Source organism: Actinoplanes sp. NPDC051388 (assembly GCF_055586225.1).
In genome coordinates, this window is the sequence record NZ_JBVJIP010000016.1 from 40,377 (window position 1) to 67,314 (window position 26,938).

The following is a 26,938-nucleotide window of genomic DNA, read 5'->3' on the forward strand; positions in this document are numbered from 1 at the left end:
GCCTCGGATGGGGACCACCATGACCATCGCAGCGGACCGCACCGACATCGTCGCGCCGGGCACCCCCGGCGAGAGCATGTCGACGCGGCAGCGGCTGAAACTCGTGCTGGTGCTGGGCGCGCTGATCGCGATCGGGCCGCTCACCATCGACATGTACCTCCCTTCCCTGCCGGCCATCACCGGCGACCTCGGCGTCACCGCCGCGCAGGTGCAGCTCACGCTCACCGGCACGCTGGCCGGCCTGGCGCTCGGGCAACTGCTGATCGGCCCGCTCTCCGACGCCGTCGGCCGGCGGGCGCCACTGCTCGCCGGCGTGGGCGTGCACATCCTGGCCTCGGTGCTCTGCGTGATCGCGCCCAACCTGGCCACCCTCGGCACGCTGCGGGTGCTGCAGGGCCTGGGCGCCGCCGCGTCGATGGTGATCGGCATGGCGATCGTGCGGGACCTCTTCGAGGGGCTCGAGGCGGCGAAGCTGATCTCCCGGCTGATGCTGGTGATGGGCTCGGCGCCGATCCTCGCCCCGACGCTCGGCGGCATCGTGCTGAACTGGACGTCCTGGCGCGGCGTCTTCGTGGTGCTGGCGCTGATCGGCGTCGCGATCCTCGCCTTCGCGGCGCTGGCCCTGCCCGAGACGTTGCCGGTCGAGCGGCGGCGCAACGGCGGCGTGGTCGGCACCCTGCGCGACTACGGCAGGCTGTTCTCCGACCGGGCATACATCGGGCTGATCCTGGTCGCCGGGCTGGCGATGGCCGCCCTCTTCGCCTACGTGTCCGGTTCGTCGTTCGTCTTCCAGGGCGAGTACGGCCTGAGCGAGCAGCAGTTCGGCTTCGTCTTCGGGGCCGGCGCGGTCGGCCTGATCGCCGCCACCCAGGCGAACGTGCGGCTGCTGCGCCGCTGGTCGCCGTCGCAGATCCTCACCTCGGCGCTGGTCTTCGGCGCGGTGATGGGCGGCCTGCTGCTGCTCTTCGCGGCGACCGGCTTCGGCGGGATCGTCGGCATCCTGACGCCGCTGTGGCTGGTGCTGGTGGCCGCCGGGCTGGCGTTCCCCAATGCTCCGGCGCTCGCTCTCTCCCGGCACGGCGAGACGGCCGGCACCGCGGCGGCGCTGCTCGGCGCGGTGCAGTTCGGCGTCGGCGCGCTGGCCGCACCCCTGGTGGGGGTGCTCGGCACCGGCGCGATCGGGATGGCCGTGGTGATCGCCGGCGGCATGCTGGCCGCCAACGTCGTGCTCTTCCTGGTGGCCCGGCCCTGGCAGGTCGTGGCCGACGCCGACGTCGCGGTGGTCGCGGCGCACTGATCCGATAAGACCCCGCCGGCCCTCTTAGAGGGTCAGCGGGGACGGTTCGGTCTGACTTCGGTCGCCGAAGGCGCGGTAGCGGCGCAGCGCCCAGAACAGCCAGCCCAGGCTGACGATCGCCAGGATCGCGAAGACGATCAGTCCGGAGAACGTGTCCCACAGTGTGTGCAGGATGACCGCGCCCAGGAAGGTCAGGGCGAACTCCAGGAAGCGGCGCGCGGTCGGGGTGGCCAGCAACGCCCAGAGCGCGCCCGCGGTGAGCCCGGTCCAGGCGGTGTGCCCGGCCGGTGCGGTCAAGCCGCGGAGGAACAGGGTCTCCTCGACCTCGCCGATGTTGCCCTTGGAGGACAGCAGCGCGGTGAACGCGTAGCCCATCGTCTCCAGCGCGGCGAAGCCCATGCCGGCGGCCACCCCGATCACCAGCCCGTCCGACGGCACCCGGCGCTCGTGCCGGGCCAGCACGGTGAACAGCAGGATCACCGGGACGATGAGCTTGGCGGACTCCTCGATCAGCGCCACCAGCAGCATCGGCAGCGCGCCGAGCTTGTGCAGGGTGTCGTACTCCAGGGTGCCGGCCACCACGGTGCCGATCACGCCGCCGAAGAACGCCGACACCAGCAGCACCGAGGCGGGCACCTGCCAGCGGCCGGTGCGGGCCTGCGCGAAGGTCAGGAAGGTGAGCGGCATCACCGTGGCGCCGAGCAGGATCAGGGCCGGCACGAAGTTCGGATTCTGTGTGCTGACCAGCGTCCGCAGCACCAGGAAATAGAGAACCAGGCCGACGACGAGCACACCGAGCCACGCCCACCGGCGGTAACGATCTCGCATGCTCGGAGTTTTACGTATCCGCCGCGCGCACGCCAGGGATCATCTCTTTCCGCCGGCCGCGACGTAGACCGTGCGGGCCCGCTCCTCGATCGCCGGCGAGCCGCACTCGGCCGCGATCGCCAGGCCCTCACGCAGCACCCGCCGGGCCTGGGGCCGCCGCCGGGCCGCGTTCAGCGCGGCACCGAGGTCGACCAGCGCCTGGGCATATTCGAATCGTCGCTGCGAGCGCGTCAGGATGCGCACCGCCTCGTCCAGCGCGCCGATCCCCGGTCCGCCGGGCACCTTGCCCTCGATCCGCAACGCGCGACCGAGCGCGGACGCGGGCCCGGACCGGCGGGCGAGCAGCACCTCGGCGCCGACCAGCCGGGCGGCCGCCTCGTTCGCGCCGGTGGACGCCAGGATCGCCGCCGCCGCGGACCGCCACGGAAGCACGCCGGGCCGGTCGGACTGGCGGGCGGCGAGCCGCTCGCCGCAGGCGAAGAGGTCGGCCAGGGCCTCGCCGGGCCGGCCGGTCGCCGCATAGAGCCGGCCGCGGGCATAGCGCAGCGCCAGAGCGCCGTCCGGCAGGTCGCCGCGGAAGCCGATCAGCATGCGCTCGGCGCCGGACACGTCGCCGGTGTCCAATTTGGTGGCGATCCGCCGGGCACGGAGCAGGAGCGCGGTGTCGTCCAGCGGGTCGGCCGAGGCCAGCATGCGGCCGGCCAGTTCGCCGTCGCGTTCGGCCGCGGCGAGCGCGCCCATCCGGCGGCCCACCGAGGCGCGCAGCGAATAGGCGGCGGCCAGCGCGGGAGTGGCCCGCCAGCGGCCGGCGGCGTCGATCGCCACGCCGCAGTTGCGATAGGCCACGGCCAGCTCGTCGGCGTCCGCCCGGGCGGCCGTGGCGCGCAGGTAACGCGGCAGGTCGTCGGCGTCGGACGGGGGCGGGACCGGCGCGCGCAGACGCTCGTCACGGCGGGAAGTGAGGTTCCGGACGGGGTCCGCCAACCCCGCCAACCGGTCGTCACTGACGGTCATGAATCGTGTCTACCCGCTTCGGACACCGAATTACCATGCCGCGAGCCGGGAAATAGTGCGCCGAGACACCGAGAAGGGTGGAACTCCCCATCCGCCGTCCACTTCGACCGGTGCGATGGCCACTCGCAGATGCAGGGATCAAGGCCCTCGCGTCCTAGCAGATGCGGCCGTAAGCTGAGCCGGTGACGACCTATCGCATCGGCGAGGCCGCGGACCTGCTCGGGGTCAGCGCGGACACGCTGCGGCGCTGGGTCGACGCCGGCCGGCTCGGCGCGGTCCGCGACGACCACGGGCACCGCGTCGTCGACGGCGCCGGCCTGGCCGCCTTCGCGCGGTCCCTGGCCGACGAGCCCGATCAGGGCGCGAGCCGGTCGTCGGCGCGCAACCGGCTGCCCGGCATCGTCACCGCCATCGCGCGCGACCAGGTGATGGCCCAGGTGGACATTCAGGCGGGCCCGTTCCGGGTGGTGTCGCTGATGAGCCGCGAGGCGGTCGACGACCTCGGTCTCGAGGTGGGCTCGCGGGCGGTCGCGGTGATCAAGTCGACCACCGTCGTGGTGGAGCGAGGGGACGAGGCATGAGGGTTCGGATCGCGCTGGCCGCACTGCTGTTGCTGTCCGGGTGCGGCGGCAGCAGCGACAACACCTCGACCACCGGCAGCGGCGACACCGCACCCGGCGTGGAGACCTCGGGGGTGCCGGCCGGCACCTTGACGGTGCTGGCGGCGGCCTCGCTGACCGAGTCGTTCACCCGGATCGGCAAGGACTTCGAGGCGGCGAACCCGCACGTGTCGGTGACCTTCTCCTTCGGCGGCAGCTCGGGGCTGGCGACGCAGATCAACTCCGGCGCGCCGGCCGACGTGTTCGCCGCCGCCAGCCCGGCCACCATGAAGACGGTGACCGACGCGGGCGGCGCCGCGGGCACGCCGGTCACCTTCGCGAAGAACCAGCTCGTGATCGCCGTGCCGAAGGGCAACCCGAAAGGGCTGACCTCGCTGGCCGCGCTGTCCCGGCCGGGCGTCAAGGTGGCGCTGTGCGCCGCGCAGGTGCCGTGCGGGGCGGCCGCCGAGGAGGCCGGCGTGACCGTCGAGCCGGTGACCCTCGAGCAGGACGTCAAGGCGGCGCTGGCCAAGGTCAAGCTCGGCGAGGTGGACGCGGCGCTGGTCTACCGCACCGACGCGAAGGCGTCCGCCGCCGATGTCGACGGCGTGGAGTTCCCCGAATCCGCCGGTGCGACGAACGATTATCCGATCGTCGCCCTGAAGAGCGCGCCGAACGCGGCGGCGGCGAAGTTCTTCGTCGACTATGTCCGGTCCGAGCCCGCCCAGGCGGTGCTCGCCGAGGCCGGGTTCCAGAAGCCCTGAAACGGGCACCGCTCGCCCTCGCCCTGCCCGCCCTGCTCGGGCTGGCCTTCCTGGTGCTGCCACTGGCCGGGCTGCTGATCCGGGCGCCCTGGTCGACGCTGCCGCAGCGGCTGACCGAGCCCGGGGTGCTGGCCGCCCTGCGGCTGTCGCTGCTCACCGCCAGCCTGGCGACCGGGGTGTGCCTGCTGCTCGGCGTGCCGCTGGCCTGGGTGCTGGCGCGCAGCGAGCTGCCCGGCCGGCGGTTCGTCCGGGCGCTGGTGACCGTGCCGCTGGTGCTGCCGCCGGTGGTCGGCGGGGTGGCGCTGCTGCTGGTCTTCGGCCGCCGCGGGCTGGTCGGCGAGTGGCTGGACGCGACGTTCGGGCTGACGCTGCCGTTCACCACCGCCGGCGTGGTGCTGGCCGAGGCGTTCGTGGCGATGCCGTTCCTGGTGATCTCGGTGGAGGGCGCGCTGCGGGCGGCGGACTCCCGTTACGAGGAGGCGGCGGCGACGCTGGGGGCGGGACGCTGGACCGCGTTCCGCCGGGTGACGCTGCCGCTGATCGCGCCGGGGGTGGCGGCCGGTGCGGTGCTCTGCTGGGCGCGGGCGCTCGGTGAGTTCGGCGCCACCATCACGTTCGCCGGCAACTTCCCGGGCCGCACCCAGACCATGCCGCTGGCCGTCTATCTGGCGCTGGAACAGGATCTGGACGCGGCCATCGTGCTGAGCATCGTGCTGCTGGTCGTCTCCGTGGTGATCCTGGCGGCGCTGCGCGACCGGTGGCTGACCCCATGAGCCTGGACGCCAGAATCAAGGTGCGGCGGGCCGGCTTCACACTGGACATCGAGCTCACCGCCCGGCCCGGCGAGGTGGTCGCGCTGCTCGGCCCGAACGGCGCCGGCAAGACCACCGCGCTGCGGGCCATCGCCGGGCTGGTGCCGCTCGACGGCGGCCGCATCGAGCTGGACGGCGAACCGCTCGACGGCCGGCCGCCGGAGCAGCGGCGGATCGGCGTGGTGTTCCAGGACTACCTGCTCTTCCCACACCTGAGCGCGCTGGACAATGTCGCGTTCGGGCCGCGCTGCCGGGGTGTCGACAAGTCCGCCGCGCGGCGCACCGCGATGGACTGGCTGGGCCGGGTCGGGCTCGCGGAGCACGCGCGCAAGCGGCCGCGGCAGCTCTCCGGCGGGCAGGCGCAGCGGGTGGCGCTGGCCCGCGCGCTGGCCACCGAGCCGCGGTTGCTGCTGCTCGACGAGCCGCTCGCCGCCCTGGACGCGCGCACCCGGCTGGAGACCCGGGCGCACCTGCGCACCCGGCTGACCTCGCACCCGGGCGCGACGGTGCTGGTCACGCACGATCCGCTGGACGCGATGATGCTGGCCGACCGGCTGGTCATCGTCGAGGACGGGCGGGTGGTGCAGACCGGCGACGCGGCCGAGATCACCACCCGGCCGCGCACCGATTACGTCGCCCGGCTGGTCGGGCTCAACCTCTATCGCGGGGTGGCGGACGGGGCCTCCGTACGGGTCGGTGATGATTTCGCGGTGACCACCGCGGACCGTGGGCAGGGCGCGGTTTTCGTGGCGTTCCCACCGTCGGCGGTCGCGCTCTTCGTCGAGCGGCCGTCCGGCAGCCCGCGCAACACCTGGCCGGCTGAGGTGGCGTCGATCGCCCGGCACGGCGACAGTCTGCGGGTGGAGCTGACCGGACCGATCGCGGCCGCCGCCGATGTCACCCCGGCCGCGGCGGTCGAACTGGAACTGGCCCCAGGACGGCACGTTTGGGCAGCCCTGAAGGCTTCCGAAGCACACAGCTATCCCGCGTAGACTCACCGCGATCAATCCCACGCGGAAATGAGGCGCATGCGAGCCGGTCGGGTGGTGCTCTCCGCGCTGGTCGCGGGGATCCTCTTCGGGCCCACGCCGTCCTTCGCCGCCGAGCCGGTCGCGGCAACCGGCCCGCGCACCGTCACGCTGATCAGCGGCGACCGGCTGCTGGTCGCGAGCGACGGCCGATCCGCCGGGCGCGTTCCGGGCTCGGATCGCGACGGCGTCGCGCTGATCACCCAATACTCCGGCGGGCGGCTGCGGGTCATCCCGGCCGACGCGGTGCCGCTGCTCAACGCCGACCGGCTCGACCGGCGCCTGTTCGACGTCACCGGTCTGCTGGACGCGGGTTATGACGACTCCCGCGCCGACCTGCCGCTGATCGTGACCTTCGACGGCCGCGCCGAGGCGGGCGCGCTGGTCGCCGGGGCGCCGGCCCAGGACCTCCCCGCGGTCAACGGCTCCGGCGTACGCGTCACCCGCAGGCAAGCCGCGAGCCTCTGGTCCGGGCTGACCGGCGGCGGCCTCGGCACCGCCTATCGCAAGGTGTGGCTGGACGGCGTCGCCCGGCCCGGCAACGACGTCAGCGTGCCGCTCGTCGGGGCGCCCGCGGCCTGGGCGGCCGGCCTGACCGGCGGCGCGATCGACGTGGCGGTGCTGGACACCGGCGTGGACGCCGATCATCCCGACCTGGCCGGCGTGATCGCCGAGACGGCCGACTTCACCGGCGCCGGCGACGGCGTGGACCGGGCCGGGCACGGCACCGCGGTCGCCTCGATCATCGCCGGCTCGGGCGCCGCGTCCGGCGGGCGATACCGGGGGATGGCGCCGGACGTCCGGCTCTACAGCGCGAAGGTGTGCGAGTCCGCCACCGCCTGCGCGGAATCCTCGATCCTGCAGGGCATGCGGTGGGCCGCGCAGGACAAGGGCGCCAAAGTGGTCAACCTCAGCGCCGGCGAGACCGACACCCCCGGCGACGACCTGCTCGAGCAGGCGGTGCAGCGGCTCACCGACGAGTTCGGCACGCTTTTCGTGGTGGCCGCGGGCAACCAGAGCGACCGGGTGTGGTCGCCGGCCTCCGCGCCGGCGGCGCTCGCGGTCGGCGCCAGCACCGAGGACGACACCGTGGCCGGCTTCTCCGATCCCGGCGACGACGCGCTGAAGCCGGACATCATGGCGCCCGGGGTGGACATCACCGGGGCCCGGTCCGGCGACTCCGCGAGCGGCAATGGGGCATACGCGACACGGTCCGGCACCTCGATGGCGGCGCCGCATGTGGCCGGGGCCGCCGCCCTGCTCGCACAGCAGCATCCGGGCTGGACGCCGGCCGAGATCAAGGCCGCGCTGATGACCGCGGCGACGCCGCTCGACGGGGTCGCCGCCGGGCGGCTGGACGTGGCCAAGGCGATCAGCACCGCGGTCACCGCCGCGCCGGGCGGCCTAGACATCGGCGAGGGCAGCCGCACCATCACCTATCGCAACACCGGCAGCGCCGAGCTGACGCTGAGCCTCGACCTCGAGACCGGCGCGCCGGCCGGCACCTTCGAACTGGCCGCCACCACGCTCACCGTGCCCGCGCGCGGCGAGGCGGGCGTGCAGGTGTCCGGGTTCGCCGGGGACGAGCGGTTCACCGGCACGGTCGTCGCGGCCTCCGGCGAGACGGTGCTGCGCACGCCGATCGCGGTGGCCGCGCAGACGTTCGCGGTGTCGGTGACATATCTCGACCGGGCCGGCGCCACGACGGTGAACGCGTTCGGCGCGTTCTACGGCGACGACGGCGTGCACGGCGTCGGCGAGCGGCTGCCGCGCGGCGTCTACACGCTCGACGCCAAGGTGCTGGCCGAGGGCGGCGGGGTCACGCTGCTCAACCAGGCGGCGCTGGTGGTGGACCGGGATCTGGCCGTGGTGCTGGACGCGCGGCTCGCCAGGCCGATCGTCGTCGGCGCGCCGGCCGGGACGCGGGCGGTTTACGGATCGATCGGGTTCCGGCGTGGGGAGAGCACGGGCGGGGTGCAGGACGACACGCTCGACGGGATGACGTCGGCGCGGATCGGCGGCGGGGGGCTGCGGACCGATGTCGCCGCCTCCTGGTCGGCCGGGTCGCTGTACTCGGCCGCCTGGTCGCTGCCGGAGTTCGTGACCGGCTTCGCGCGTACGCCGAAGGCTTTTGTCCCGGTCGTCGCCTCTTTCGCCGGGAGCGGGACCGCGATGATGGTGCGGCCGCACGAGGGTGGCTGGGGCTACCCGTCGGTGTTCGAGCTGCCCGCGAAACGCACCGATCATCTGCTGGCGGAGGCGCGCTGGGGTGGTGAATTGCGCACCGGGGACACCACGCTGACGGCTCCCCTCGCGCCGGCCGCCCGCGCCGAGACGTGGAACGAACCGGTGCGGGGCCCGGCGTTCGCGCCCGGACACGAGATCAGCCGCACCGGCGACCGGATCGACGCGAACCCGGTGTGGCGCTCGGACAGCAGCGGGCACGGCTCGCCCGCGACCGGTGACACCGCCGTTTCGCGCACCGGCATCATGCACGTGCTCGGCGCGGATCGCACCGAATGGACCTTCCGGTCGGCGCGCACCGCCCGCAAGACGCTGTTGCCGCTGCCGGTGGTGCGGTTCACGCCGGGCGCGGAGGGCACGCTCGGCTTCACCGTGCAGCATCAGGCCGGTGGCGGGGTCACCGCGTTCGGGCTCGACGTGTCATATGACGACGGGCGCACCTGGCAGCGGCCGTTCTACACGCGCATCGGCGATCGCGGTGTCGCGGTGCTGCGTCCGCCCGCGGGCGGTTGGATTTCGCTGCGCGCCACCGCGACCAACGGCGCCGGGAACTCGGTGCGGCAAACCCTGATCCGGGCGTACGCCGCGGGATAGCGTGATCGGGATGGACGCTCTCGAGCTCGCCGACTACCGCGCCGCCGTCGCCCGCATCTATCTGGACGACACCGACCTGGCCGGCTTCCGCGCCGCCCGGGACGAGCTGTTCCGCGACCACCCGCAGTCCCCGATCCCCCGCGACGGCGCCTTCGCCGGACTGCGTTACTTCCCGTCCGATCCGGCCGCCGTGGTCACCGCGGCGCTGACCCCGGCCGACGGCGAGATCGACATCGACACCGGCGGGCCGGACGGGGTGTGCCACTACCGGCGGATCGGCGTGCTGGACACACCCCTCGGCGAGCTGTCGTTGTGGTGGCTCTCGGCCTATGGCGGCGGACTGTTCCTGCCGGTGCGCGACGCGACGTGCGGGCCCCTGACCTATGGCGGCGGTCGCTATCTCACCGACACGGTCAAGGGCACGCACGGTCGCGGGGTGGTGCCGCTGGGCGGCGGCGAGGTGCGGTTGGACTTCAACTACCTCTACAACCCGAGTTGCGCGTACGACGACCAGTGGCTGTGCCCGCTGGCGCCGCCGGAGAACACGGTCACCGCGGAGATCCGGGCGGGGGAACTGAAGTATCACTGAGCGGCGTGATCAGGTCTTCCTCAGCGCGCCGCAGGGCCCGCTCGTCGGCCTGGGGACGCAGGCCGGGCTGCCGGTAGCCGACCACGCCGTCGACGGTGTTCGGGTCGATCACCCGCTGGCCGGCCGGCCCGGACCCGTTGTGCCGCGCCCGGGCGGCGTCGATGATCCGTTCACCGGCCGCGACCTGGTGACCGGCCCTGGTGCGCCACGTGGCCGCGGCACGGCGGCCTTCCCGGGTCGCGGTCTCGATTCGCGGGTCGAGGCGGTCGGCCCGCTCCAGCAGGCGGCTCCGGCGGACGGCCGGCCGCCGGACCGCCTTGCCGAGCGCGTCGAGCCGGGCGGTCGACTCCGAACCGTCGATGGCGTGCACCGCCACCACCGCGGTGTTGGACAGGATCGAGAGCACGGCGAGCGTGACCGCGATGACGACCGCGTCGCCGCCGTGGTCCGGACCCAGCGCCTGCAGCACCTCGGCGCGCATCCGGACGAACATCAGCGTCGCGAGGACCAGGACGACGAGCCCGGAGAGCCCGATGACGACCTTGGTCACCAGGTCGAACTCGTGCAGATCGATGGTGCCGTCGTCGTTCTTGTACGCGTTCATCATCCGCCCGGTCAGCGTGAAGCAGCCGAACCCGATGACGGTCACCGCCCCGGCGAGCATCAACGCGAACAGCAGGCTCGCCGACCACGGCCGCGACCAGTCGACGTTGGTGACACCGGCGAAGAAGTAACTCAGCAGCGCCGCGTCGAACACCAGGACGACCGCCGGCAGCAGCCGCAGCAGCCTCGACTGGCGGTGATGCTTGCGCGATCCCTCCTGCTCCTCGTGGGCGATCTCGGCGCGCAGCGCGTCCAGGTCGGTCCGTGCCTGGGCGGCGGTCGCCACCCCGCCGACCGGGTGGCTGACCAGCTTCTCCTCGCTGCGCAGCGCCATCAGACGCAGTGTCTGCTGGCGGGCCCGCAGGGTGTCGTTGCGGGCGGCCCGCCCGTTCAACCGGCGCGAGCCGCGGGCCAGCACGCGGTCGCCGGCGGACTTGCCGATGCCGCCGACCAGGATCTCGCCGTGGCTGGCGGTGTCCGGGCCGGGGGTGGCGCCGTTCAGGCCGCGCTCGCTGACCAGCATCCGCATCGCCGCCCGGTTCGGGCCGCGCCGGCTGCGCAGGATCCGGTTCAGGAACCTCTCCAGTCCAGCCGTGTTCCGGTGGTGGACGACGCGCTCGTGGTTGCGGGCCTGGCCCGCCTTCTTGTTGTCCGGGGTGCTCAACATGTCTGTTTCCTCTCCGCTTTCAGGGATGGGTGACCACGACGACGCGGCGCAGCCGGGCGCATTTCGCCGGGTCGAGGCGGCCGTCGGTGAATCCGGCGTCCGGCGGGTCGCCGTCGGTGCCGAGTCCGGCCGGCGGATCGATCTGCCCGCCGGGCACGCCCAGGATCACCAGCAGGGCGACGACCGACTCCGCGCGCCGCAACGACAGCCGGCGGTTGTAGTCCGGGGTGCCGCCGTCGGGCGAGGCGTGGCCGGTGACGGTGACCCGCTCACGGTTGGCCGCGATCTGCCGGGCGAGCGGCGCCAGGGCGTCGCGCGCCGCCGGTTCCGGGGTGGCGCTGTCGAACGCGAACAGCGCGTCCGCGGGCAGCGAGGTGGTGGTCTCGCCGCTCGGCCCGCGGACGCTCTCGATCTGCGGGATTCCGATGAGCGGCACGGGGACCGTGCTGCGCGACGGCCGCATCTCCCGCGGCTCCTCGTTCACGGTGCAGGAGGCGGCGCCCGCCGCCGAGCAGATCGCGGTCCAGTACGCGGCCAGCGTGCGCCGCTGCGGGGTGGGCAGCTGAGGTTGCGGGTCGGCGGTCGTGCCGAGCCCGGTGAACACCACGTCCCAGCCGGTCAGCACGGGCAGCAGATCGCGGCTCTCGAGGCCCTGCGCCACGGCCGTCGGGTCGGCACCCCACTGCACCTGCCGCAGATCCATACCGCCGGCCACCGACAGACCGGACGAGACGACGAGCAAGGTGCCCGGCCGGTCCGCCGCCCGGACCGCCGCGCTGATCGCCTCGAGCAGGTCGAACGTGCCGGTCGCGGCCTGCCCGGCGAGCGCGGCCCGCACCGCGCCGAGGTTCGCGTCGATCAGGGTGGCGCGGCGGGGGCCGTTCTCGACCTGGCCGTTGGAACGGCGCGGGGTCAGCGGTAACCGGCTCGCCGTGCCGTCGGTGGCGACCAGGAGGACCTCGCCGTAGTCGGTGTCCGCGTCGCCGCGGAGTCGTCGGAGGTCGGCGGTGCCGAGGGCGGGCTCGGGCTCGTTCGCCGTCGCCGTGGCCACCAGGACCAGCGGGCGGCCGGAGGGGGTGGGGTCGGCGCCGCAGCCGGCGAGCACGAGGGCCAGGAGGATCGCGGCGAGCAGGAGTGGGAACTTCTGAGGGGTCCGTCCGGTAGTCATGCCTTATTGAGCCGTTACCACTCGCGTAACATCAATTGACCAATTGATGCACCAGCCTTATCAGTGGCACCGCGGTATCACGGAACGTGTATCGGTTCTATCAGTGGACCGGCACTATCACCCGTCGACCGTTTGCGGAGGCACCCCCTGCGAAAATATGATCGGGCCATGCCTCTCGAGAACAACATCCTCGCCGACCCGGATGCCCGCCTGCTCGACATCGGCAGCGGCGGTCAATTCCACCCGCGCTTCGACTATATCGACCTCTTCCCCATCGACCTAGTGCCGACCGAATACTGGAACCGCTACCACCGGCTCGACATCGTGAACGCGCTGCCCGAACAAGTCGACGGGCTCGGCACCTTCGATCTCGTGCGCATGCAGCACACGTTCGAGCATTGGAATTTCGAGGACGGGCAGCGCGCGTTGATCAATTGTGCACGGCTGCTCGACCGTGGCGGCCTGCTGCTGATCTCGGTGCCGGACCTCGCCGTGCACGTGCGGCGCTACCTCCACGACAGCTACCTGAGCCACCCCGAGTACCGGGACTGGGCCTGGCAGCGCATCCCGAAGGACGCCCCGGCCAGCGCCTACTTCTCGGTCTTCACCCACAGCATGACCTACGAGCCGCACAAGTGGTGCTACGACTACGCGGGGCTGGCCTACCAGATCGAGCGCTCGGGATTCTTCACGAACGTCCGGCGTCTCGACCTCGGCGACGGGCTGGCGAGTGTGCCGTTCACCCACAATCGGCCCGAAGAGGACGTGTGCGTGCTCGCCGAAAGGGCCTGACCGGCCCTGTATCAGTGCCGGTATACACCGCCTACCATCGCGCTTCTACTTCCGCCGATTGAGGGATGCGCGTATCGTCGCGGCATGAGCCGCGATAACAGCGCGCAGCACCGGCGATTCGCAGAGAAGTTGAATGCGTTCCTCGAGCAACAAAAGTTGAGTCGGCGCGAGCTCGCGACACGAATGAATCTTGCCCTGGCGACCATTCACCACTGGGCTCAGGGCAAGAGCGTGCCGTCACCGGAAACCGCCTTCCGGTTGGCCGGCGTGCTCAATCTGGCGCCGGTGCGGGTTCTCGATTGGGCGGGCTATGTCCCAGGGATTGCAGACTTGATTCTCTATATCGAACAACTCCAAGGCCATCTGGACGTGCACGAGAAGGCTCGCCTGAACGTCCCGGTGGGCGGGGTTCGTGGCGTCGGTCACCTGACCCACGCGCTGGCCGCCGGCGGAAACTACTCCTTCCGGATCGTGCCCTGGTTGCGCGGCCGCGAACACCGCCGGCACTACGGCGACTGGACGGTCATCGAGGGCGGCCCCGGGCCCCTGACCCGAGAGGTGATCGAGAACGAGACGAAGCAGGCGTTCGTCTACACGTCGTCCTACTGGAACCGGCAGGAGGACTGGGACCACTACCTCAATCCGCCGGAGCGGGAACTGGTGATCTGCACCCCGCGGTTCGTCGACCTCCGGCGCGGCTCCGGGCTGCCGGCCGCGGGGGCGCCGCGATCCATCGTCGTGGTCGGGCAGCACTGGTGCGGACACGCCGAGACCGGCCGCTTCCTGGCCGAGGCGCTGAACTACGACTTCGCGTCGGCCGGCACCGTCGCCGCCTCGCTCTACGGCACGCTTCCCCACGAGTTCGGTGGCGTGCGGCGCGAACTGGAATGGATCCGCGACCGGCAGGAGGTCGCGCGCACCTACACCCTCGACGCCGAGCTGGGGCGCCCCCGCGTCTGGTCGGCGAACATCTGGGAGGACGTCGACTCCCTCTGCATCGCGCTCGGTCAGCCCCGCCTGCCGTACGTGATCTATCTGCGCCCCACCGATGCCACGATCGAGTTCGCGGCCGCGATGCGCATCCACTGTGGGCACACCGACCTGCCCAGCGCGGAGAAGGAGGCGATCCGGATCCGCGAGACCCGAGCACTGGTGGAGGAGACATTGGCGAAGGCCGACCCCGGCCGATACCTGATCCAGGACGTGGACTGCCCGGACGACCTGGGCCCCTGGACCGACGGCCGTCCGCCCTATGGTGCCGACGAATGGTTCGACACCTATGCCCGCACGGCGATCACGGTGCTCCGCAAGATCGTCGACCCCGCCGTCGACGTCCGGCCGGCGCTGGAAAGAGCATGCCTGTGACGGCGGAGAACCTGGTCATCGGCTGGTATGTGCACAGCCAGGGATTCGGGCACGGCACGCGGTTCGCCGCGGTCGGCGAGCGGATCCGGGAACGGTACCCGTCCGTCACGGTCGTGGGCCTCGGCAGCCTGCGCCCGGCGGCCTGGCGGCACGACTGGATCGACCTGCCGCGAGACGACGTGCCCATGCCCACCGAGGAGGACGACCCGCGGGCCGCCGGCGCCCTGCACTTCGCGCCGTTGCGGCACGACGGGTTCCAGGCCCGCAACGTGATCACCGCCGACTGGCTGCGGTCCGCCGGGTGCAGGCTGTTCGTGGTCGACGTCTCCGTCGAGATGCTGCTGCTCGGCCGGCTGTGCTCGGTGCCGACGGTCACGGTGGGCATGCGGGGCGCCCGGGAGGACCGGCCGCACAGCCTCGGGTTCGACGTCGCGAGCGCGATCCTGGCGCCGTGGCCGGCCGCGACGCAGCAGCCCGGCCCGGACCGCTGGCTGGAGAAGACCGTCGCGGTCGGCGCTTTCTCCCGCTTCGACGAGCGGATCCGCGATCTCGCCGAGCCGGCCACCGGTGACCGCGTCATTCTGCTGGCGCTCGGCTTCGGCGGGCACGACATCTCGTCCGCGGACGTCGCCGCGGCGATCGCCGCGACACCCACCTGGCGCTGGCACATCGTGGGCAGCGACACCGATCCGTCGGGCACCCCCTGGCCGGCGACCGCCACCGTGCACGGGCGCCAGGCCGATCCGTGGCAGCTGCTCATCGACGCCGACGTGGTGGTCGGGCCGTGCGGCGACGGGACGGTCGGCGAGGTCGCGGCGGCCCGCAGGCCGTTCATCGCGCTGCCGCAGGAGCGGCCGCACGACGAGCAGGTGGCGCAGGCGAGGGTGCTGCAGGAGCACGACCTGGCCGAGGTGGCGTGGAGCTGGCCCGATGCCGGCGACTGGCCGGTGCTCGTGGAGCGCGCGCTGAAACGGGAGGGCAGTCGCTGGCGCTGGTTCAACGACGGCCAGGGAGCGGTCCGAGCCGCACGCGCCCTGGTCGAGCTGGCGGCCCGCTGAGCTCAGCCCGGCTCCGGACGCCACGGGTCAGCCGCGGCCACCAGCCCGGGACAGCACGGCGATAGGCGCTGTGTTCGGCCAGACCGCCACGGCGGTGGCGAGGGCGGCGGACGCCACCGCGGCCAGTGTCGCGGGCGGGAACACGGTCAGGATGAACTCGGCCAGCTGCACGTCCTTCGCCGTGCCGATCTGGACGGCGAACAGCACCACGAAGGCCGCGTAGCCGGCCGCCACCGCGACCATGACAGAGCCGACCAGCTCGGCGATCGCCCGGCGGCCGCGGTCGTGGCGACGGTGGCGCCGGAGCACGGCCGATGCCGCCAGGACGCCCAGCGCGGCGCCGATGACCAGCCCGAGCACGGCCAGCACGGCGGCCATGGTGCTCGGGGCCTTGGCGACCACGACGTGCACGCGGTCGCCCGCGTATTGCGGATCGACCGTCAGCCCGTCGCGGGTGTGCCCCCCGGCCCGGGCCGGTCCGGCGGGCAGGTCGACGGTCACCGTCGTCACGTCGGTGTGGTCCGGCGGCGACTCGTAGGACACGACGCCCGGCCCGCCGGGTTCCGGGCACCACGGGGTGCACCGCACGGTCGGGCCGGTGCGGGTGGCCGGCGCGGCCCCGACCAGCGATTCGGCGGCCGCCACCGCGACGCTCTGCGCCGGCGGACCGGGATAGCCACTGACCCGGACGGCCAGGGCCGAACCCGCGAGGCCGGCCAGCACCGCGGCCGCCCCGATGACTGCCCATCCCGCCGTTTTCATGCCGGTCAGGATGCCACTTCGGCGGGCGGCGGGCTGTGCCACTCACCGGCCAGGATCGCCCACACCTGGGTGTCGTGCCGGACGCCCTGATAGAGGTACTCCTCGCGCAGGCGGCCCTCCAGCCACATGCCGAGCCGGCGCGCGACCGCCTGGCTGGCGGCGTTGTCGGTGCGGCACTTCCACTCGACGCGGTGCAGGCCGCGCTCGGCGAAGGCCCAGTCGAGCAGCTTGCCGATGGCCAGCGTGACCAGGCCGCGGCCGGTGCCGGCCGGTTCCATCCAGCAGCCCGCCTCGGCCACCCCGCGCTCGGCGTCGAAGGACACGAACAGCACGCCGCCGACCAGGGTGTCGTTCAGCCAGATGCCGAAGATCCGGCCGTTGTCGCGGGCCTGCAGATCGGCGTAGCGCTGGAGCTGCACCCGCGCCGACTCCAGGTCGGTGGCGCGGGCCGCCCACGGGATCCAGGGGTCGACCAGCTCCCGCGCCCGGTCGATGTGCGCCAGGTACTCCTCGGCCTGCCACGGTTCGAGGGGGCGCAACTGCGCCCCCTCGGCCAGATCGATCGCATACACAAGCCGGAGCCTAGCCCGGCGTCGGCCTCAGGAAGTCGAGGTTGAAGCCACCGGTATTTGTGCACCGTCAGAAACGGGACAGCGCATTGACCGCCGTCTGTGTTTGGCTGCTGACGGATCTTCACGGGGGAGGTACCAATCATGGGGTATTCCCATGCCTTGAAGCGGGCCCGATGGCTCGCCGTCGTCTGCGCTTTCCTGCTCACGCTCACCTTCGCGCCGCCCGCGGGCCGGGTCGCCCGCGCCGCCGAGCCGGGTGACGTCCCGACCGTCACGGCCGGGCAGGGGCCACAGCAACGACCCGCGCCGGCCGGCGCCGCGCCGGACCGGGCCGTGGCCGACAACGCCCGGCCGCCGGTGGTGCCGCTCGGTGTCGGCGCCGGCGGCGCCGCCGAGAAGGTGTCCAAGTCACAGCTCGACCGGGCCGCCCGGGCCGCGCCCGGCGACGTCTTCACCGACCTGCTGCTGCGGCCGGGCTTCGCGCTCGGCGACACCTCACTGGTTGCCTACTTCAACGTGGCGGACGAGTCGTTCGCGCAGTGGCGGGTCGATCTCTTCGACGCCACCACGGGCACCCGCCAGGAATCCACCACACTGTCCAAGGACGACCTGGCGGCCGGCGTCTGCAACTTCCCGCGCAAATACTGCCGGTCGTTCGGCGCCGCGCAGGGCTGGACGCTGGACGCCGGCCGGGAATACTTCATCACGATCACCGCGCTGTTCGCGGACGGCACGGAGACGCCCTCGGCGCCGTCCCCCAAGGCCTCCCCGCGCAACGTGATCAACCCGCCGGACATCCCGGCCCGGCAGGCGGCCGGCTGCGGTTGCAGCGGCGCGCTCGGCATGACCGACGCCAGTCAGGCGATCCGGGCGCTGGGCGTGAACACCGGCACCGGCGCGTTCACCCGCACCGAGCAGGACCTGTCGATGGCCTCGTTCGGGGTGCCGTTCGCCTCGACCCGGGCCTACTCGTCGCTGAACGCCGGCCCGTCCTCGTTCGGCGCGGGCTGGGCCTGGGTCTACGACATGCGCGTGACCGCGGCGGAGGGCGGCGCGGTGGTCCGCGCCGAGGACGGCTCCGAGGCGCTCTACACGCTGACCGACGGCGCCTACCAGCGGCCCGCCGGGGTGCGGTCCAACCTGCGCCGCGCCGGCGCCGGCTGGGAGCTGGTCACCCCGCACAACATCGTGTTCGCGTTCGACGCGCAGGGCCGGCTCAGCTCGATCCTCAATCCGCGGCAGGTCGGGCTGCGGCTGGCCTACGCCACCGACGCGATCACCCTCACCGACGCCTCCGGACGCACTGTGTCGGTCAAGGTCGAGGGCGGCCTGATCCGCTGGATCCAGCTGCCGGACCAGCGCAAGGTCTCGTACGAATACACGAACGGCCTGCTCACCAAGGTGCGCGACGCCCGGGGTGAGGACTGGAAGTACCGCTACGACACCGCCGGTCGCCTCACCCAGGTGATCGACCCGCTGGTCAAGACCACCCTGACGAACGAGTACGACCCGGCCACCGGCCGCATCGCCAAGCAGACCGACGCGCTCGGCAAGGCCACCACGTTCCTCTGGCGGGCCGACCGGCAGGAGTCCGAGACCACCGACGCCGACGGCGTCAAGGTGTGGGACGGCTACAAGGGCAACGTGCTGCTCTATTCGCAGCGCGGCAACGGCGACAGCAACAACCACCGGTACGACGGCACACTGAACCGCAACCTGGTGGTGAACGGCAACCAGAACCAGCACGAGTCGAAGTACGACGCGGCCGGCAACCTGGTCGAGCAGTGGGCGCCGGACAAGCGGTTCAGCGAGAAGACCAAGTACGACGCCCGGAACAACCCGACCACCCGCACCGACGCCGACGGCAACGAGTGGATCGACACGTACAACGAGTTCGACGAGCTGGTCGAGAGCGTCGACGCCGAGAAGCACAAGATCACGTACGCGTACGACACGCGCGGCCTCCCGCTGACCGTGACCGACCAGCGCGGCAAGGTCACCACCTTCGAGTCCATCCCGGACGGACGGCTCAACGCGGGACTGCGCAACGCGACCGTCTCACCGGAGGGCCGGCGCACCGAGTACGGCTACGACAAGACCGGCCGGGGTGTCTCGTTCACCGACCCGCGCGCGTTCGCGCCGGGCGCCCGCCGGTCGGACTTCACCACGGTGAGCACGTACGACGAGCAGGACCGCGTGGTCGCCATGCAGGAGCCGGGCAAGCGCAACGCGTCGAGGTCCGAGTTCGACAAGGTCGGCCGGCTGCAGAGCACCAAGACTCCGGAGGGCGTCGGCACCACGTACGCCTATCTGGACAACGGCGCGATCAAGGCGGTGTTCGAGGAGCGGCGCACCACGCGGTACACGTACACGGATGCCGGGCGCCGGTCCACCGTGGCGATCGACATGCAGCACGAGGCCGACCTGATCACCAGCTGGGCCTACAACGCCAAGGGGCTGGTGCAGTCGGTCACCTCGCCGCGGGGCAACCTGCCGGGGGCGAACAAGGCCGACTTCACCACGACGTACGTGTACGACAAGAACGACAACCCGATCCAGATCCGGCGGCCCTATCCGAACGGGCAGGTGGTCACCAAGGACATCAAGGTCGACGACCTGGACCGCACCACCGAGACGAAGGACGAGCTCGGCAAGACCTCGTCCTTCGAGCGCGGCAACATGGGCCAGGTCAGGTCCACCACGGACAGTCTGGGCCGGAACACGTCGCTGGAATACGACCGCAACGGTCAGCAGACCGGCATCAAGGACGCCGGCGGCGCGCAGACGAAGACGGAGTACGACGCGGCCGGCAACAAGATCAAGGAGATCTCCCCGACCGGCGGCGTGACCACCTTCGCGTACACCGACGACGGCCTGCTCTCCGCGGTCACCGAGCCGCGCGGCAACGTCGACGGCGCCGACCGCGAGCGCTACACCACGCACTACGAGTACGACCTCGCGGGCAACATGGTGCGCAGCATCGACCCGCTGGACCACGTCACCACGACGAAGTTCGACGCGGTGAACCGGGCGGTGTCCACCACCGACGCCAAGGGGCACACCACCCACCTCACCTACAACGAGGACAACCAGGCGGTCACCGTCACCGCGCCGGACGCGCGCCATGACGACGACGACCCGGAGGAAGACTCCACGCTGTACGAGTACGGCGAGGACGGCTCGCTGGCCTCGGTCCGCGACCCGAACGGCCACCGCACCAAACTCGACTACGACGAGGCCGGGCGGCTGGTCCGCAACACCGATCCGCTGGGCCGCAGCACCTATCTGGCCTACGACGCCGAGGGCAACCGGACCCAGAGCCTGACCCTGGGCGACGACGACGAGCCGAAGGACCTGTCCGCCGCCGAGCGGGCCAGGCTGACCATCGTCGACGAGTACGACATCGTCGGCCGCCGGTCGAAGCGCACGCTCGGCTCACAGGGCCCGGTCTACACCTGGGGGTACGACGCCAAGGACCGCACCACGTCCTACGGCGACCCGACCGGCGTGCGCAACGTGGTCTACGACGACGAGGACCAGATCAGGACGGTCACCCGCAAGGAGGCGGACCGGCCGGACGAGGTCTACACCTATGACTACGACGCGCGCGGCAACGTCACGTCGCGGCAGTACCCGGACGGCACCACCGTCGGGGTCGGCTACGACGCGGCCAGCCGGATCACGTCGCTCACCGCGGGCGCCGCGAGCTGGGGCTTCGGGTACGACGTCGCGGGCCGGCGCACCAGCACGACGATGCCGGCGGCGACCGGGCTGACCGAGAACCGGTCCTACGACGAGGCCGGGCGGCTCACCGCGATCGGCACCGAGCGCACCGGCGGACCCGTGCCGGGCGTGCAGGATCCGGTGTCGCGCTACGACCTGACCCTGGACGCGGTCGGCAACCCGACCCGGGTGGTCACCACCCGCGGCGGCGTGGCCGAGTCGGTGGCCTACGACTACGACAAGGCGGACCGGGTCACGTCGGCCTGTTACGCGGTGGCGAGTTGCACCGGCACGGCCAAGCCGGCCGGCCGCATCGACTACGCATACGACCTCGTCGGCAACCGCATCAAGCAGGAGCGCTCGGGCACCGCGGGCGACGACGAGACCGAATACGAGTACGACGACGCCGACCAGCTCGTCGAGGAGGAGGTCGAGGGGCGCGGCCACGAGCGCGAGACGGAGTACTCGTACGACGTCCGCGGCAACCAGACCAGGGCGGGTGGCGACCGGTTCGGGTACAACCTGGACAACAGCGTGGCCTCGGCCACCGTCAACGGCCGCACCACCACGTTCGGCTACGGCGCCGACGGGCTGCGGCTGGCCTCCACCACCACGCTGCCCGGGCAGGCGGCCACGACGCAGCGCTGGTCGTGGGACGTGGCGGGCACGCTGCCGCAGATCGGGGTGGACACCGTCACCGACGCGGCCGGCACGGTCGTCGAGAAGCGGAGCTTCACCTACGGCCCGGACGACGAGCCGCTGGCCCTGCTCGACCCGGCCACCGGCGCGCACTCCTACACGCACGACTGGCTGGGCGGCGTGGCGAACATGCTCTCGCCGACCGGCACGCTGGAGAAGGGCTACGACTACGACCCGTTCGGCAATCCGCGGGTCGGGCCCACGCTGGCCGCGCAGGCCATCCCGGCGGAGGGCCCGGGCCTGACCAACCCGATGCAGTTCCACGGGGCCTATCAGGACTCCAGCACGGGTGACGGCAACTACTTCCTCCGGGCGCGCAACTACAACCCCGGCACCGGCCGGTTCGCCTCCCGCGACCCGATGCCGGTGGGACAGTCGGCGTCGTCGTCCTACACGTACGCGTCGAACAACCCGCTCGCGTACTCCGACCCGACCGGCATGGTCACCGACGCCGGACCGACCGGCGGCGCGCCCGCGACCGAGGGCGCCGTCGTCGACCCGGGACCGTCGCCGGAGGATCTGGCGAAGGCCAACCAGCTGCAGTCCAAGAGCACGCTGGACGTGATCCTGGAGGCCGGCGGCCAGATCCTGATGGAGTTCCTGGGGATCAACGACATCCTCAACTGTCTCAAGGGCGACCTGGTCGCCTGCGTCTCGATGGCCGTGGGCGCGCTGCCCTGGGGCAAGATCTTCAAGGCCAAGAAGATCGCCGAGGCGATCTACCGGGCCGGCAAGGCCGTGGTCACCTTCTTCCAGGAACTGAAGTGGGCCAAGGCGATCATCAGCGGCGCGGAGAAGGCGGCCGAAGCGGCCAAGGCGGCAGCGGCAGCGGCGGCCAAGGCGGCCGCCGAGAAGGCAGCCGCGGCCAAGGCGGCGGCGGAAGCGGCGGCGAAGAAGGTCGCGGCCGAAGCGGCGGCCAAGGCGAAAGCCCTGGCGGCGAAGGCGAAAGCCAAGACGAAACGGGGCGCGGCGTCGGGCGACTCGCCACGCGGCGGCACCGGGGGCGGCGGTTGCCACAGCTTCGTCACCGGCACCCGGGTGCTGCTGGCCGACGGGTCCGAGAAGCCGATCGAGAAGGTCGAGCCCGGCGACACCGTGCTCACCACCGACCCGATCAGCGGCGGCACCGAGACCCGGCAGGTCACCAACACCATCCGCACGGATCACGACAAGGTGTTCGTGGACCTGACGGTCGAGGGCGACGACGGGCCGCAGAAGCTCACCACCACCGACACGCACCCGTTCTGGTCGGTCAGCCGGGGGCGCTGGGTGGAGGCCGGCGACCTGCGCAAGGGCGAGCTGCTGCGCACGGCGGCGGGGACCTATGTGCAGATCGGCGCGGTCTCCACATATCGCGACGGCAAGCGCACGTACGACCTTTCGGTGGACGGGATCCACGCGTACTACGTGCTGGCCGGGGACACCTCGCTGCTCGTACACAACTGTGGTGAGGGCCCGCTCCGGCCGGGCGTCGAAGCACAGCGACCGGCGGTCGGCGGCGGGCCGAGCCGGGCCTACCAGGTGGCCCACACCGGCGACTGTGAGCAGCTGTGCACCGGCGGCGGCGCCAAGGTGTGGGCGGACGGCATCGAGGGGCTGACCACGCTGCTCGACGCGAAATATGTGGGCAACCCCGGACGCAGCCCGTTCGTGCCCGGCTCCGCGATCCCGGACAAGATCCGTGGGTTCATCAACGCCAAGACCGAGAGCGAGTTCTCCCGGTACGCGAGCGTCATCGCCGACCCGAACAACCCGTTCGAGCGGCTACGCGTGATCACCAACGAGGCGGGTGCAGTACCGTACTTCGAAGGCTTGATGAGCAAGTTCGGCATACCCGGATCCGTTGTGGTGCAGTAGGAGCGATGACATATCTGGCATTGGTTCAGGACGATGACTGGTCCCTGGACAGGGAGGATCTGATCCGGGCGCTCCGGACGGATCGCCCCGCGGCCGAGGTGGACGACACCGCCGGCCGCGGGGACCCCGCCCAGGACGTGACCTGGACGGACGGCGCGGGCGCCGACACTGTCTGGGGAGCGGCCCACGAGTCCGGCCAGTGCATCTATCTGGACGGCCCGGACGGCCCGGTGGCGGAGATCGTGGTCTGGTACCGCGGTCTCGTCCCGGCCGACCGGGAGGTCGTCTTCTGCGACGACTCCTACACCTTCGACGCCGTCGTCACGCCCGACGACGGCGTCGAGCAGGTGCGCGCGATCCTCGAATCCGCCAACGACTAGCGGCTTCGGAGGCCGAACGGGTCGGTCGGGTCGTAGGTGAGGAGGCGGGTGATCTGAGCGACGTGTGCCGAGTCGATCAGATCCAGCACATCGCGCGCGTTCAGCATCCACTCCTGGTGATTGAGGATCGCGGCGGCGGTCGATGGCGCCGCCTGGTCGAGCACGGCGGCGACGAACTGGTCCGAACAGCCGTCCAGCCTCTTCGCCACGAAGCGCAACACGACCTCCGTCCTGGTCAGTTCGGGGTAGCGGACGAGCTGCCGGAGGATCTCGGCCTCGAAGTCGGTCTGGAAGCCACGGAAGGTGAGCTCCAGCCAGGTCGGTCGGGGATTCATCGTGACCAGCGCCGCCGCGACCTTCTGAGCGGAGAATTCCTCGAATCGCATGCGGGCGAGGTAGGGCGCGCGCTCGCCGATCGCTCTGCCCCGCTTGCGGTCGTCATCGTCGGGCGTCAGCCACTCCCGCTCCCGGGGCGCGCGGGTCCGGGGCGGCGACGATGGCTTCCACACGCTGCCGGGGCGCCGCAACGCCTGGGCGTCCGCGTGCCGTCCCGACGCGTCCAGCAGGTCGGCGCCGAGCGCCTGCGCGGCCAGCAGCAGCCGCTTCCGGACGTTCGCTTCGAACCGATCGGCCCGCAACAGCCCGATCACCTCCGCCAGCACGTCCAGCGCCTCTTGATGACGGCGGCCCGCATCCCGGCAGATCCGGGCGAACACGATGAGCTGGCGCACGAGATCGAGCCCGTACCGATCGGTGTTGATCCGGGCGAGCCGCCGGTGGATCGCGACCGCGTTCTCCTGCGCTTCGACGGCGCCCGACCACTGCCCCAGCGCGGCTCGGATCTCCGCCTCGGTCTCCAGGGCGCGGGCGAGGTCCTGGTCGTAGGAGACGTCGAGCCCGGCCAGCCGCCGGAAGATCCGGACGGCGCCGGCCGCGGGTGGTTCCGCCTCCGCCGGACGGCCGAGGGATCGGAGCGTCCGGGCACGGCCGAGCAGCGCGGCGGCGAAGTCCCGCTCGAGGCCGGACTCCGGGTTGCGGGCCAGCGCACGCAGCAGTTCCACCGCCTCGTCCAGCGCGTCGAGCGAACCCCGCCCGCGGTCGGCGCCGCGCAGCTGCTCCGCCTGCTGGACGAGGGCGCGGATCAGGGTGGGACGGTGCTCCGGATGCTCGGCGACCAGGCCGCGGAGCTGCGCGATCGCCCGGTGCCGGATGCGCAGGGACGACGTGTTGTCGCCGGTGTGCCACAGCGCGAGGCTCAGCTCGGCCAGGCAACTCGCCACCTCCTGGGCGGGCAGCGCGGATCCCACGTCGTCGGAACTCCACAGGCCGACCGCTTCGCCGAGCGCGGCGGCGGCCTCGGTCCAGTTCTGCACCCGGATGTGTGCCCGGCCGACGGTGCGCAGCGAAAACTCGAGTTGGACGACGTGGGTGCCACGGTCGGCCGCGGCCAGTCGGCGTGCGGCGTCGACCGCCGAGGTGAGCATGGCGATGCCGTCGGTGACGCGCCCCGAGTTGAGCAGACGCCAGCCGAGTTTCTGCAGCACCCGGGCCGCGCGTACCGGATCGATGGTGTTGCCGGCCAGGTCGGCGGCCAGTCGCTCGGTGATCGCGGCGATGCCCGCGTAGAGGTCTTCCGGCGGGTCGACCGGCAGCAGCGCCTCGATCGCCGCCAGCACGTCGAGGGGCACCATCGGCGCGGCGGCGATCGCCGACAGCGCCGGCGCGCCGGCGTCGATGGCCAGTTCCGGCTGTGCTCTCAGCAGCGGGACGAGGTGTCTCTCGGTGAGGTGTGGCCACCGCCGCGCGGCCTCCACCAGCATCGACAGGGTGGTGCTCATCCGTTGCGGGCCGGCGTCCATCAGCCGGCCCAGCGCACCGGCGGCCCACGGATCGGGGCGGAATCCGGCGATGCTGTGCCCGGCGGTCTGCAGCGCGACGAAGTCCTCGGCCAGGCGGTCCGGATAGAGCGGCTCGAGCAGCGTGGCCGAATCGTGCGGCGGATAGCACATCGCGTGGTCGTCGAGCACGCGCGCGGCGGCCGGCGCATCGCCGGCCACGGCGGTCGATTGCAGGGCGACGACGGCGGCCGGATAGTCCAGCGCCCGGGTCAGCGCGGCGACGAAGACCGCCCGTCCGATCACCTGCGGGTTGGACTCGATGCGCCGGTCGTTGTCGTACATCGCCTGCCAGTGGCTTCGCTCCCGGGACAGCAGGTAGGCCGAGAGGTGTCCGGGATCCGTCGGCGGGGCGTCGCCGTGCCGGGCGGCGAGGACGTGTGCCAGGGCGGCCATGTGGATGGTCAGGACGGAACCCTCGATGTCCGGCGCCGCCTGCCCGGGATCCGCGACCTGGAGAGCCTTCGCGAAGCAGGACCGGGCCACCTCGAACGCCTCCCGGGAGCCGACCTGGGTGGCCGCCAGCGGCGTTAGTTCAACGCTGTCGGCGATGGTGCCGAGCGACTGCGAGAGGCGGTAGGTCAGGGCGTGCCACCAGTTCCCGACCGGGCGCGCGAGCAGGAGCACGCGCAGCGCCGGGCCGCCGTGCAACCGCCGATCGAGGAGCAGCGCCAGCAGATCGGAGAGCGGCCACCGCTCCGCGTAGTCGACGATCAGGAGGATGCGCTCGGACGCCACCACGGCGTTGCCGGCGGGCACCTCGATCGGTCGCATCGCGATGTCGCGGCTGTGCCGGGCCCTCAGGGCGACCCAGCCGACCGCCTTGGACAGCTCGGCGAACCGGTGTGCGAGGCGGGTCTTGCCCTGACCCGCGCCGCCGTGGACCAGCCGGACGGCGACCGCGGCGGCACTCTCCCGCCAGGCCGTCAGCTCGGTGATCTCGCTCTGCCGCCCGGTGAAGCTGACCACCCGGTTGCCCGCGTTGAGCAGCCGGCTGGGTTGCTCGTCGCTGAGCGGCGGGAGCGCGCCGAACGGCAACTCGTCGATCAGGTGCGTGCCGATCCGCTGGTGGACGTGCAGGTCACCGTCCTGCACGGCGTACACCGCCGCATGGTCGCGAGCGATGTTGATCTGCGGCGTCCGGCTGTTATCGGTCATCGGGGCCGGCCGCGTCACCGATGGTCAGGTTGCCGCCCTGGACGCCGTATACCTTCCCCTGCCCGGAAGCCTTGTTGATCTGCACCGGCGCGCTCGGTGGCTGGTCACTCGACGGGCGGGTGCGCACTGTGAACCAGATCCCGGCGATGCCGAACACGGCGGTGAGGATCGCGCCGAACACACTCGACAGTTTGTCGGCGCGGTCCAGCCCGGCGCGCAGCAGAAAGACCGTCCACGCGGCGAGGAGCAGGCTGCAGCCGAACAGCATCGACACTGTCCACAAGCGGCGCCGCTTCATCGCCCCAGTATGCGTCTAGAACGCGCCGGACCCGTACGGCTGATAGGTGCGGCTCTCGTCGTAGCGTGCCGGCGCAACTCGCCCAGGCCGGTCTCCTTGCCGGCCGGGCGATAGACCGAGGCCGCGTGGGGCGCATGGTGGGCAAGCTCTCACCGCCGAAGTAGATCTCGGG

At 72.1% G+C, this 26,938-nt stretch carries 20 protein-coding genes and 1 pseudogene; 13 read left to right on the forward strand and 8 right to left on the reverse strand.

Going from position 1 to position 26,938, the window contains the following annotated elements:
• The first annotated feature begins 19 nt into the window (after nt 1–19).
• Complete coding sequence (locus tag ACZ6TI_RS33775) at nt 20–1,297, forward strand: multidrug effflux MFS transporter (protein ID WP_465349263.1); 1,278 nt, start codon at nt 20–22, stop codon at nt 1,295–1,297.
• A 24-nt stretch (nt 1,298–1,321) separates the two neighbouring features.
• Here the strand turns inward: ACZ6TI_RS33775 and ACZ6TI_RS33780 are convergent, their stop codons facing one another.
• Both ACZ6TI_RS33780 and ACZ6TI_RS33785 read right to left on the reverse strand, forming a co-directional pair.
• Entirely contained in the window at nt 1,322–2,125 is an 804-nt protein-coding gene (locus ACZ6TI_RS33780) for a PrsW family intramembrane metalloprotease (protein ID WP_465349264.1), read from the reverse strand.
• A gap of 39 nt (nt 2,126–2,164) precedes the next feature.
• Complete coding sequence (locus tag ACZ6TI_RS33785) at nt 2,165–3,139, reverse strand: hypothetical protein (RefSeq protein WP_465349265.1); 975 nt, start codon at nt 3,137–3,139, stop codon at nt 2,165–2,167.
• A gap of 182 nt (nt 3,140–3,321) precedes the next feature.
• Between ACZ6TI_RS33785 and ACZ6TI_RS33790 the strand changes: the two genes are divergently transcribed.
• From ACZ6TI_RS33790 to ACZ6TI_RS33815, 6 genes are read left to right on the forward strand one after another with little or no spacing between them, the layout of a single operon-like run.
• On the forward strand, nt 3,322–3,720 hold the full coding sequence (locus ACZ6TI_RS33790) for a TOBE domain-containing protein (protein WP_465349266.1): 399 nt from the start codon (nt 3,322–3,324) through the stop codon (nt 3,718–3,720).
• The gene (gene modA / locus ACZ6TI_RS33795) at nt 3,717–4,502 is read left to right on the forward strand and encodes a molybdate ABC transporter substrate-binding protein (RefSeq protein ID WP_465349267.1); all 786 of its coding nucleotides are present in this window, start codon (nt 3,717–3,719) and stop codon (nt 4,500–4,502) included. Before ACZ6TI_RS33790 ends, modA begins: the two co-directional genes overlap by 4 nt.
• Nucleotides 4,499–5,275, forward strand: a complete 777-nt coding sequence (locus tag ACZ6TI_RS33800) for an ABC transporter permease (protein ID WP_465349482.1) — start codon at nt 4,499–4,501, stop codon at nt 5,273–5,275. The genes modA and ACZ6TI_RS33800 overlap by 4 nt, the downstream gene beginning before the upstream one ends.
• On the forward strand, nt 5,272–6,306 hold the full coding sequence (locus ACZ6TI_RS33805; protein WP_465349268.1) for an ABC transporter ATP-binding protein: 1,035 nt from the start codon (nt 5,272–5,274) through the stop codon (nt 6,304–6,306). The genes ACZ6TI_RS33800 and ACZ6TI_RS33805 overlap by 4 nt, the downstream gene beginning before the upstream one ends.
• A 36-nt stretch (nt 6,307–6,342) precedes the next feature.
• On the forward strand, nt 6,343–9,180 hold the full coding sequence (locus ACZ6TI_RS33810) for a S8 family peptidase (protein ID WP_465349269.1): 2,838 nt from the start codon (nt 6,343–6,345) through the stop codon (nt 9,178–9,180).
• Between the two features lie 10 nt (nt 9,181–9,190).
• Nucleotides 9,191–9,769, forward strand: coding sequence for a DUF1684 domain-containing protein (locus ACZ6TI_RS33815; RefSeq protein WP_465349270.1), 579 nt, complete (start codon nt 9,191–9,193; stop codon nt 9,767–9,769).
• Here ACZ6TI_RS33815 and ACZ6TI_RS33820 read toward each other — a convergent pair.
• Both ACZ6TI_RS33820 and ACZ6TI_RS33825 read right to left on the reverse strand, forming a co-directional pair.
• Nucleotides 9,729–11,039 (reverse strand): hypothetical protein, encoded by a 1,311-nt coding sequence (locus ACZ6TI_RS33820; RefSeq protein WP_465349271.1) that lies wholly within the window; start codon nt 11,037–11,039, stop codon nt 9,729–9,731. The genes ACZ6TI_RS33815 and ACZ6TI_RS33820 overlap by 41 nt on opposite strands.
• 19 nt (nt 11,040–11,058) lie before the next feature.
• Nucleotides 11,059–12,207 (reverse strand): OmpA family protein, encoded by a 1,149-nt coding sequence (locus tag ACZ6TI_RS33825; RefSeq protein WP_465349272.1) that lies wholly within the window; start codon nt 12,205–12,207, stop codon nt 11,059–11,061.
• 168 nt (nt 12,208–12,375) lie between these two features.
• Here ACZ6TI_RS33825 and ACZ6TI_RS33830 point away from each other — a divergent pair, with 168 nt between their 5' ends.
• The 4 genes and pseudogenes from ACZ6TI_RS33830 (at nt 12,376) to ACZ6TI_RS33845 (ending at nt 15,422) form a co-directional block, all read left to right on the forward strand.
• On the forward strand, nt 12,376–12,999 hold the full coding sequence (locus tag ACZ6TI_RS33830) for a methyltransferase domain-containing protein (protein ID WP_465349273.1): 624 nt from the start codon (nt 12,376–12,378) through the stop codon (nt 12,997–12,999).
• Between the two features lie 84 nt (nt 13,000–13,083).
• A pseudogene (locus ACZ6TI_RS33835) lies at nt 13,084–13,269 on the forward strand (helix-turn-helix domain-containing protein); the annotation flags it as partial.
• 60 nt (nt 13,270–13,329) lie between these two features.
• On the forward strand, nt 13,330–14,364 hold the full coding sequence (locus ACZ6TI_RS33840) for a hypothetical protein (RefSeq protein WP_465349488.1): 1,035 nt from the start codon (nt 13,330–13,332) through the stop codon (nt 14,362–14,364).
• A complete protein-coding gene (locus tag ACZ6TI_RS33845) occupies nt 14,361–15,422 on the forward strand; it encodes a hypothetical protein (RefSeq protein WP_465349274.1) in 1,062 nt (353 codons plus the stop codon). Before ACZ6TI_RS33840 ends, ACZ6TI_RS33845 begins: the two co-directional genes overlap by 4 nt.
• A 27-nt stretch (nt 15,423–15,449) precedes the next feature.
• On the opposite strand, the gene ACZ6TI_RS33850 is transcribed toward ACZ6TI_RS33845, so the two are convergent.
• Together ACZ6TI_RS33850 and ACZ6TI_RS33855 are read right to left on the reverse strand one after the other, a co-directional pair.
• Nucleotides 15,450–16,184, reverse strand: coding sequence for a hypothetical protein (locus ACZ6TI_RS33850; RefSeq protein WP_465349275.1), 735 nt, complete (start codon nt 16,182–16,184; stop codon nt 15,450–15,452).
• 5 nt (nt 16,185–16,189) lie between these two features.
• The gene (locus ACZ6TI_RS33855; RefSeq protein ID WP_465349276.1) at nt 16,190–16,756 is read right to left on the reverse strand and encodes a GNAT family N-acetyltransferase; all 567 of its coding nucleotides are present in this window, start codon (nt 16,754–16,756) and stop codon (nt 16,190–16,192) included.
• A gap of 141 nt (nt 16,757–16,897) precedes the next feature.
• Between ACZ6TI_RS33855 and ACZ6TI_RS33860 the strand changes: the two genes are divergently transcribed.
• Nucleotides 16,898–23,035 carry an RHS repeat-associated core domain-containing protein gene (locus ACZ6TI_RS33860; protein WP_465349277.1) on the forward strand — a complete coding sequence of 2,046 codons (6,138 nt, stop codon included), beginning with the start codon at nt 16,898–16,900 and terminating at the stop codon, nt 23,033–23,035.
• Between the two features lie 5 nt (nt 23,036–23,040).
• Nucleotides 23,041–23,415, forward strand: coding sequence for a hypothetical protein (locus ACZ6TI_RS33865; RefSeq protein ID WP_465349278.1), 375 nt, complete (start codon nt 23,041–23,043; stop codon nt 23,413–23,415).
• On the opposite strand, the gene ACZ6TI_RS33870 is transcribed toward ACZ6TI_RS33865, so the two are convergent.
• Together ACZ6TI_RS33870 and ACZ6TI_RS33875 are read right to left on the reverse strand one after the other, a co-directional pair.
• Nucleotides 23,412–26,468, reverse strand: a complete 3,057-nt coding sequence (locus ACZ6TI_RS33870) for a hypothetical protein (protein WP_465349279.1) — start codon at nt 26,466–26,468, stop codon at nt 23,412–23,414. The two genes, ACZ6TI_RS33865 and ACZ6TI_RS33870, sit on opposite strands and share 4 nt — an antisense overlap.
• Nucleotides 26,458–26,766, reverse strand: coding sequence for a hypothetical protein (locus ACZ6TI_RS33875; RefSeq protein WP_465349280.1), 309 nt, complete (start codon nt 26,764–26,766; stop codon nt 26,458–26,460). Before ACZ6TI_RS33875 ends, ACZ6TI_RS33870 begins: the two co-directional genes overlap by 11 nt.
• Nucleotides 26,767–26,938 lie beyond the last annotated feature (172 nt).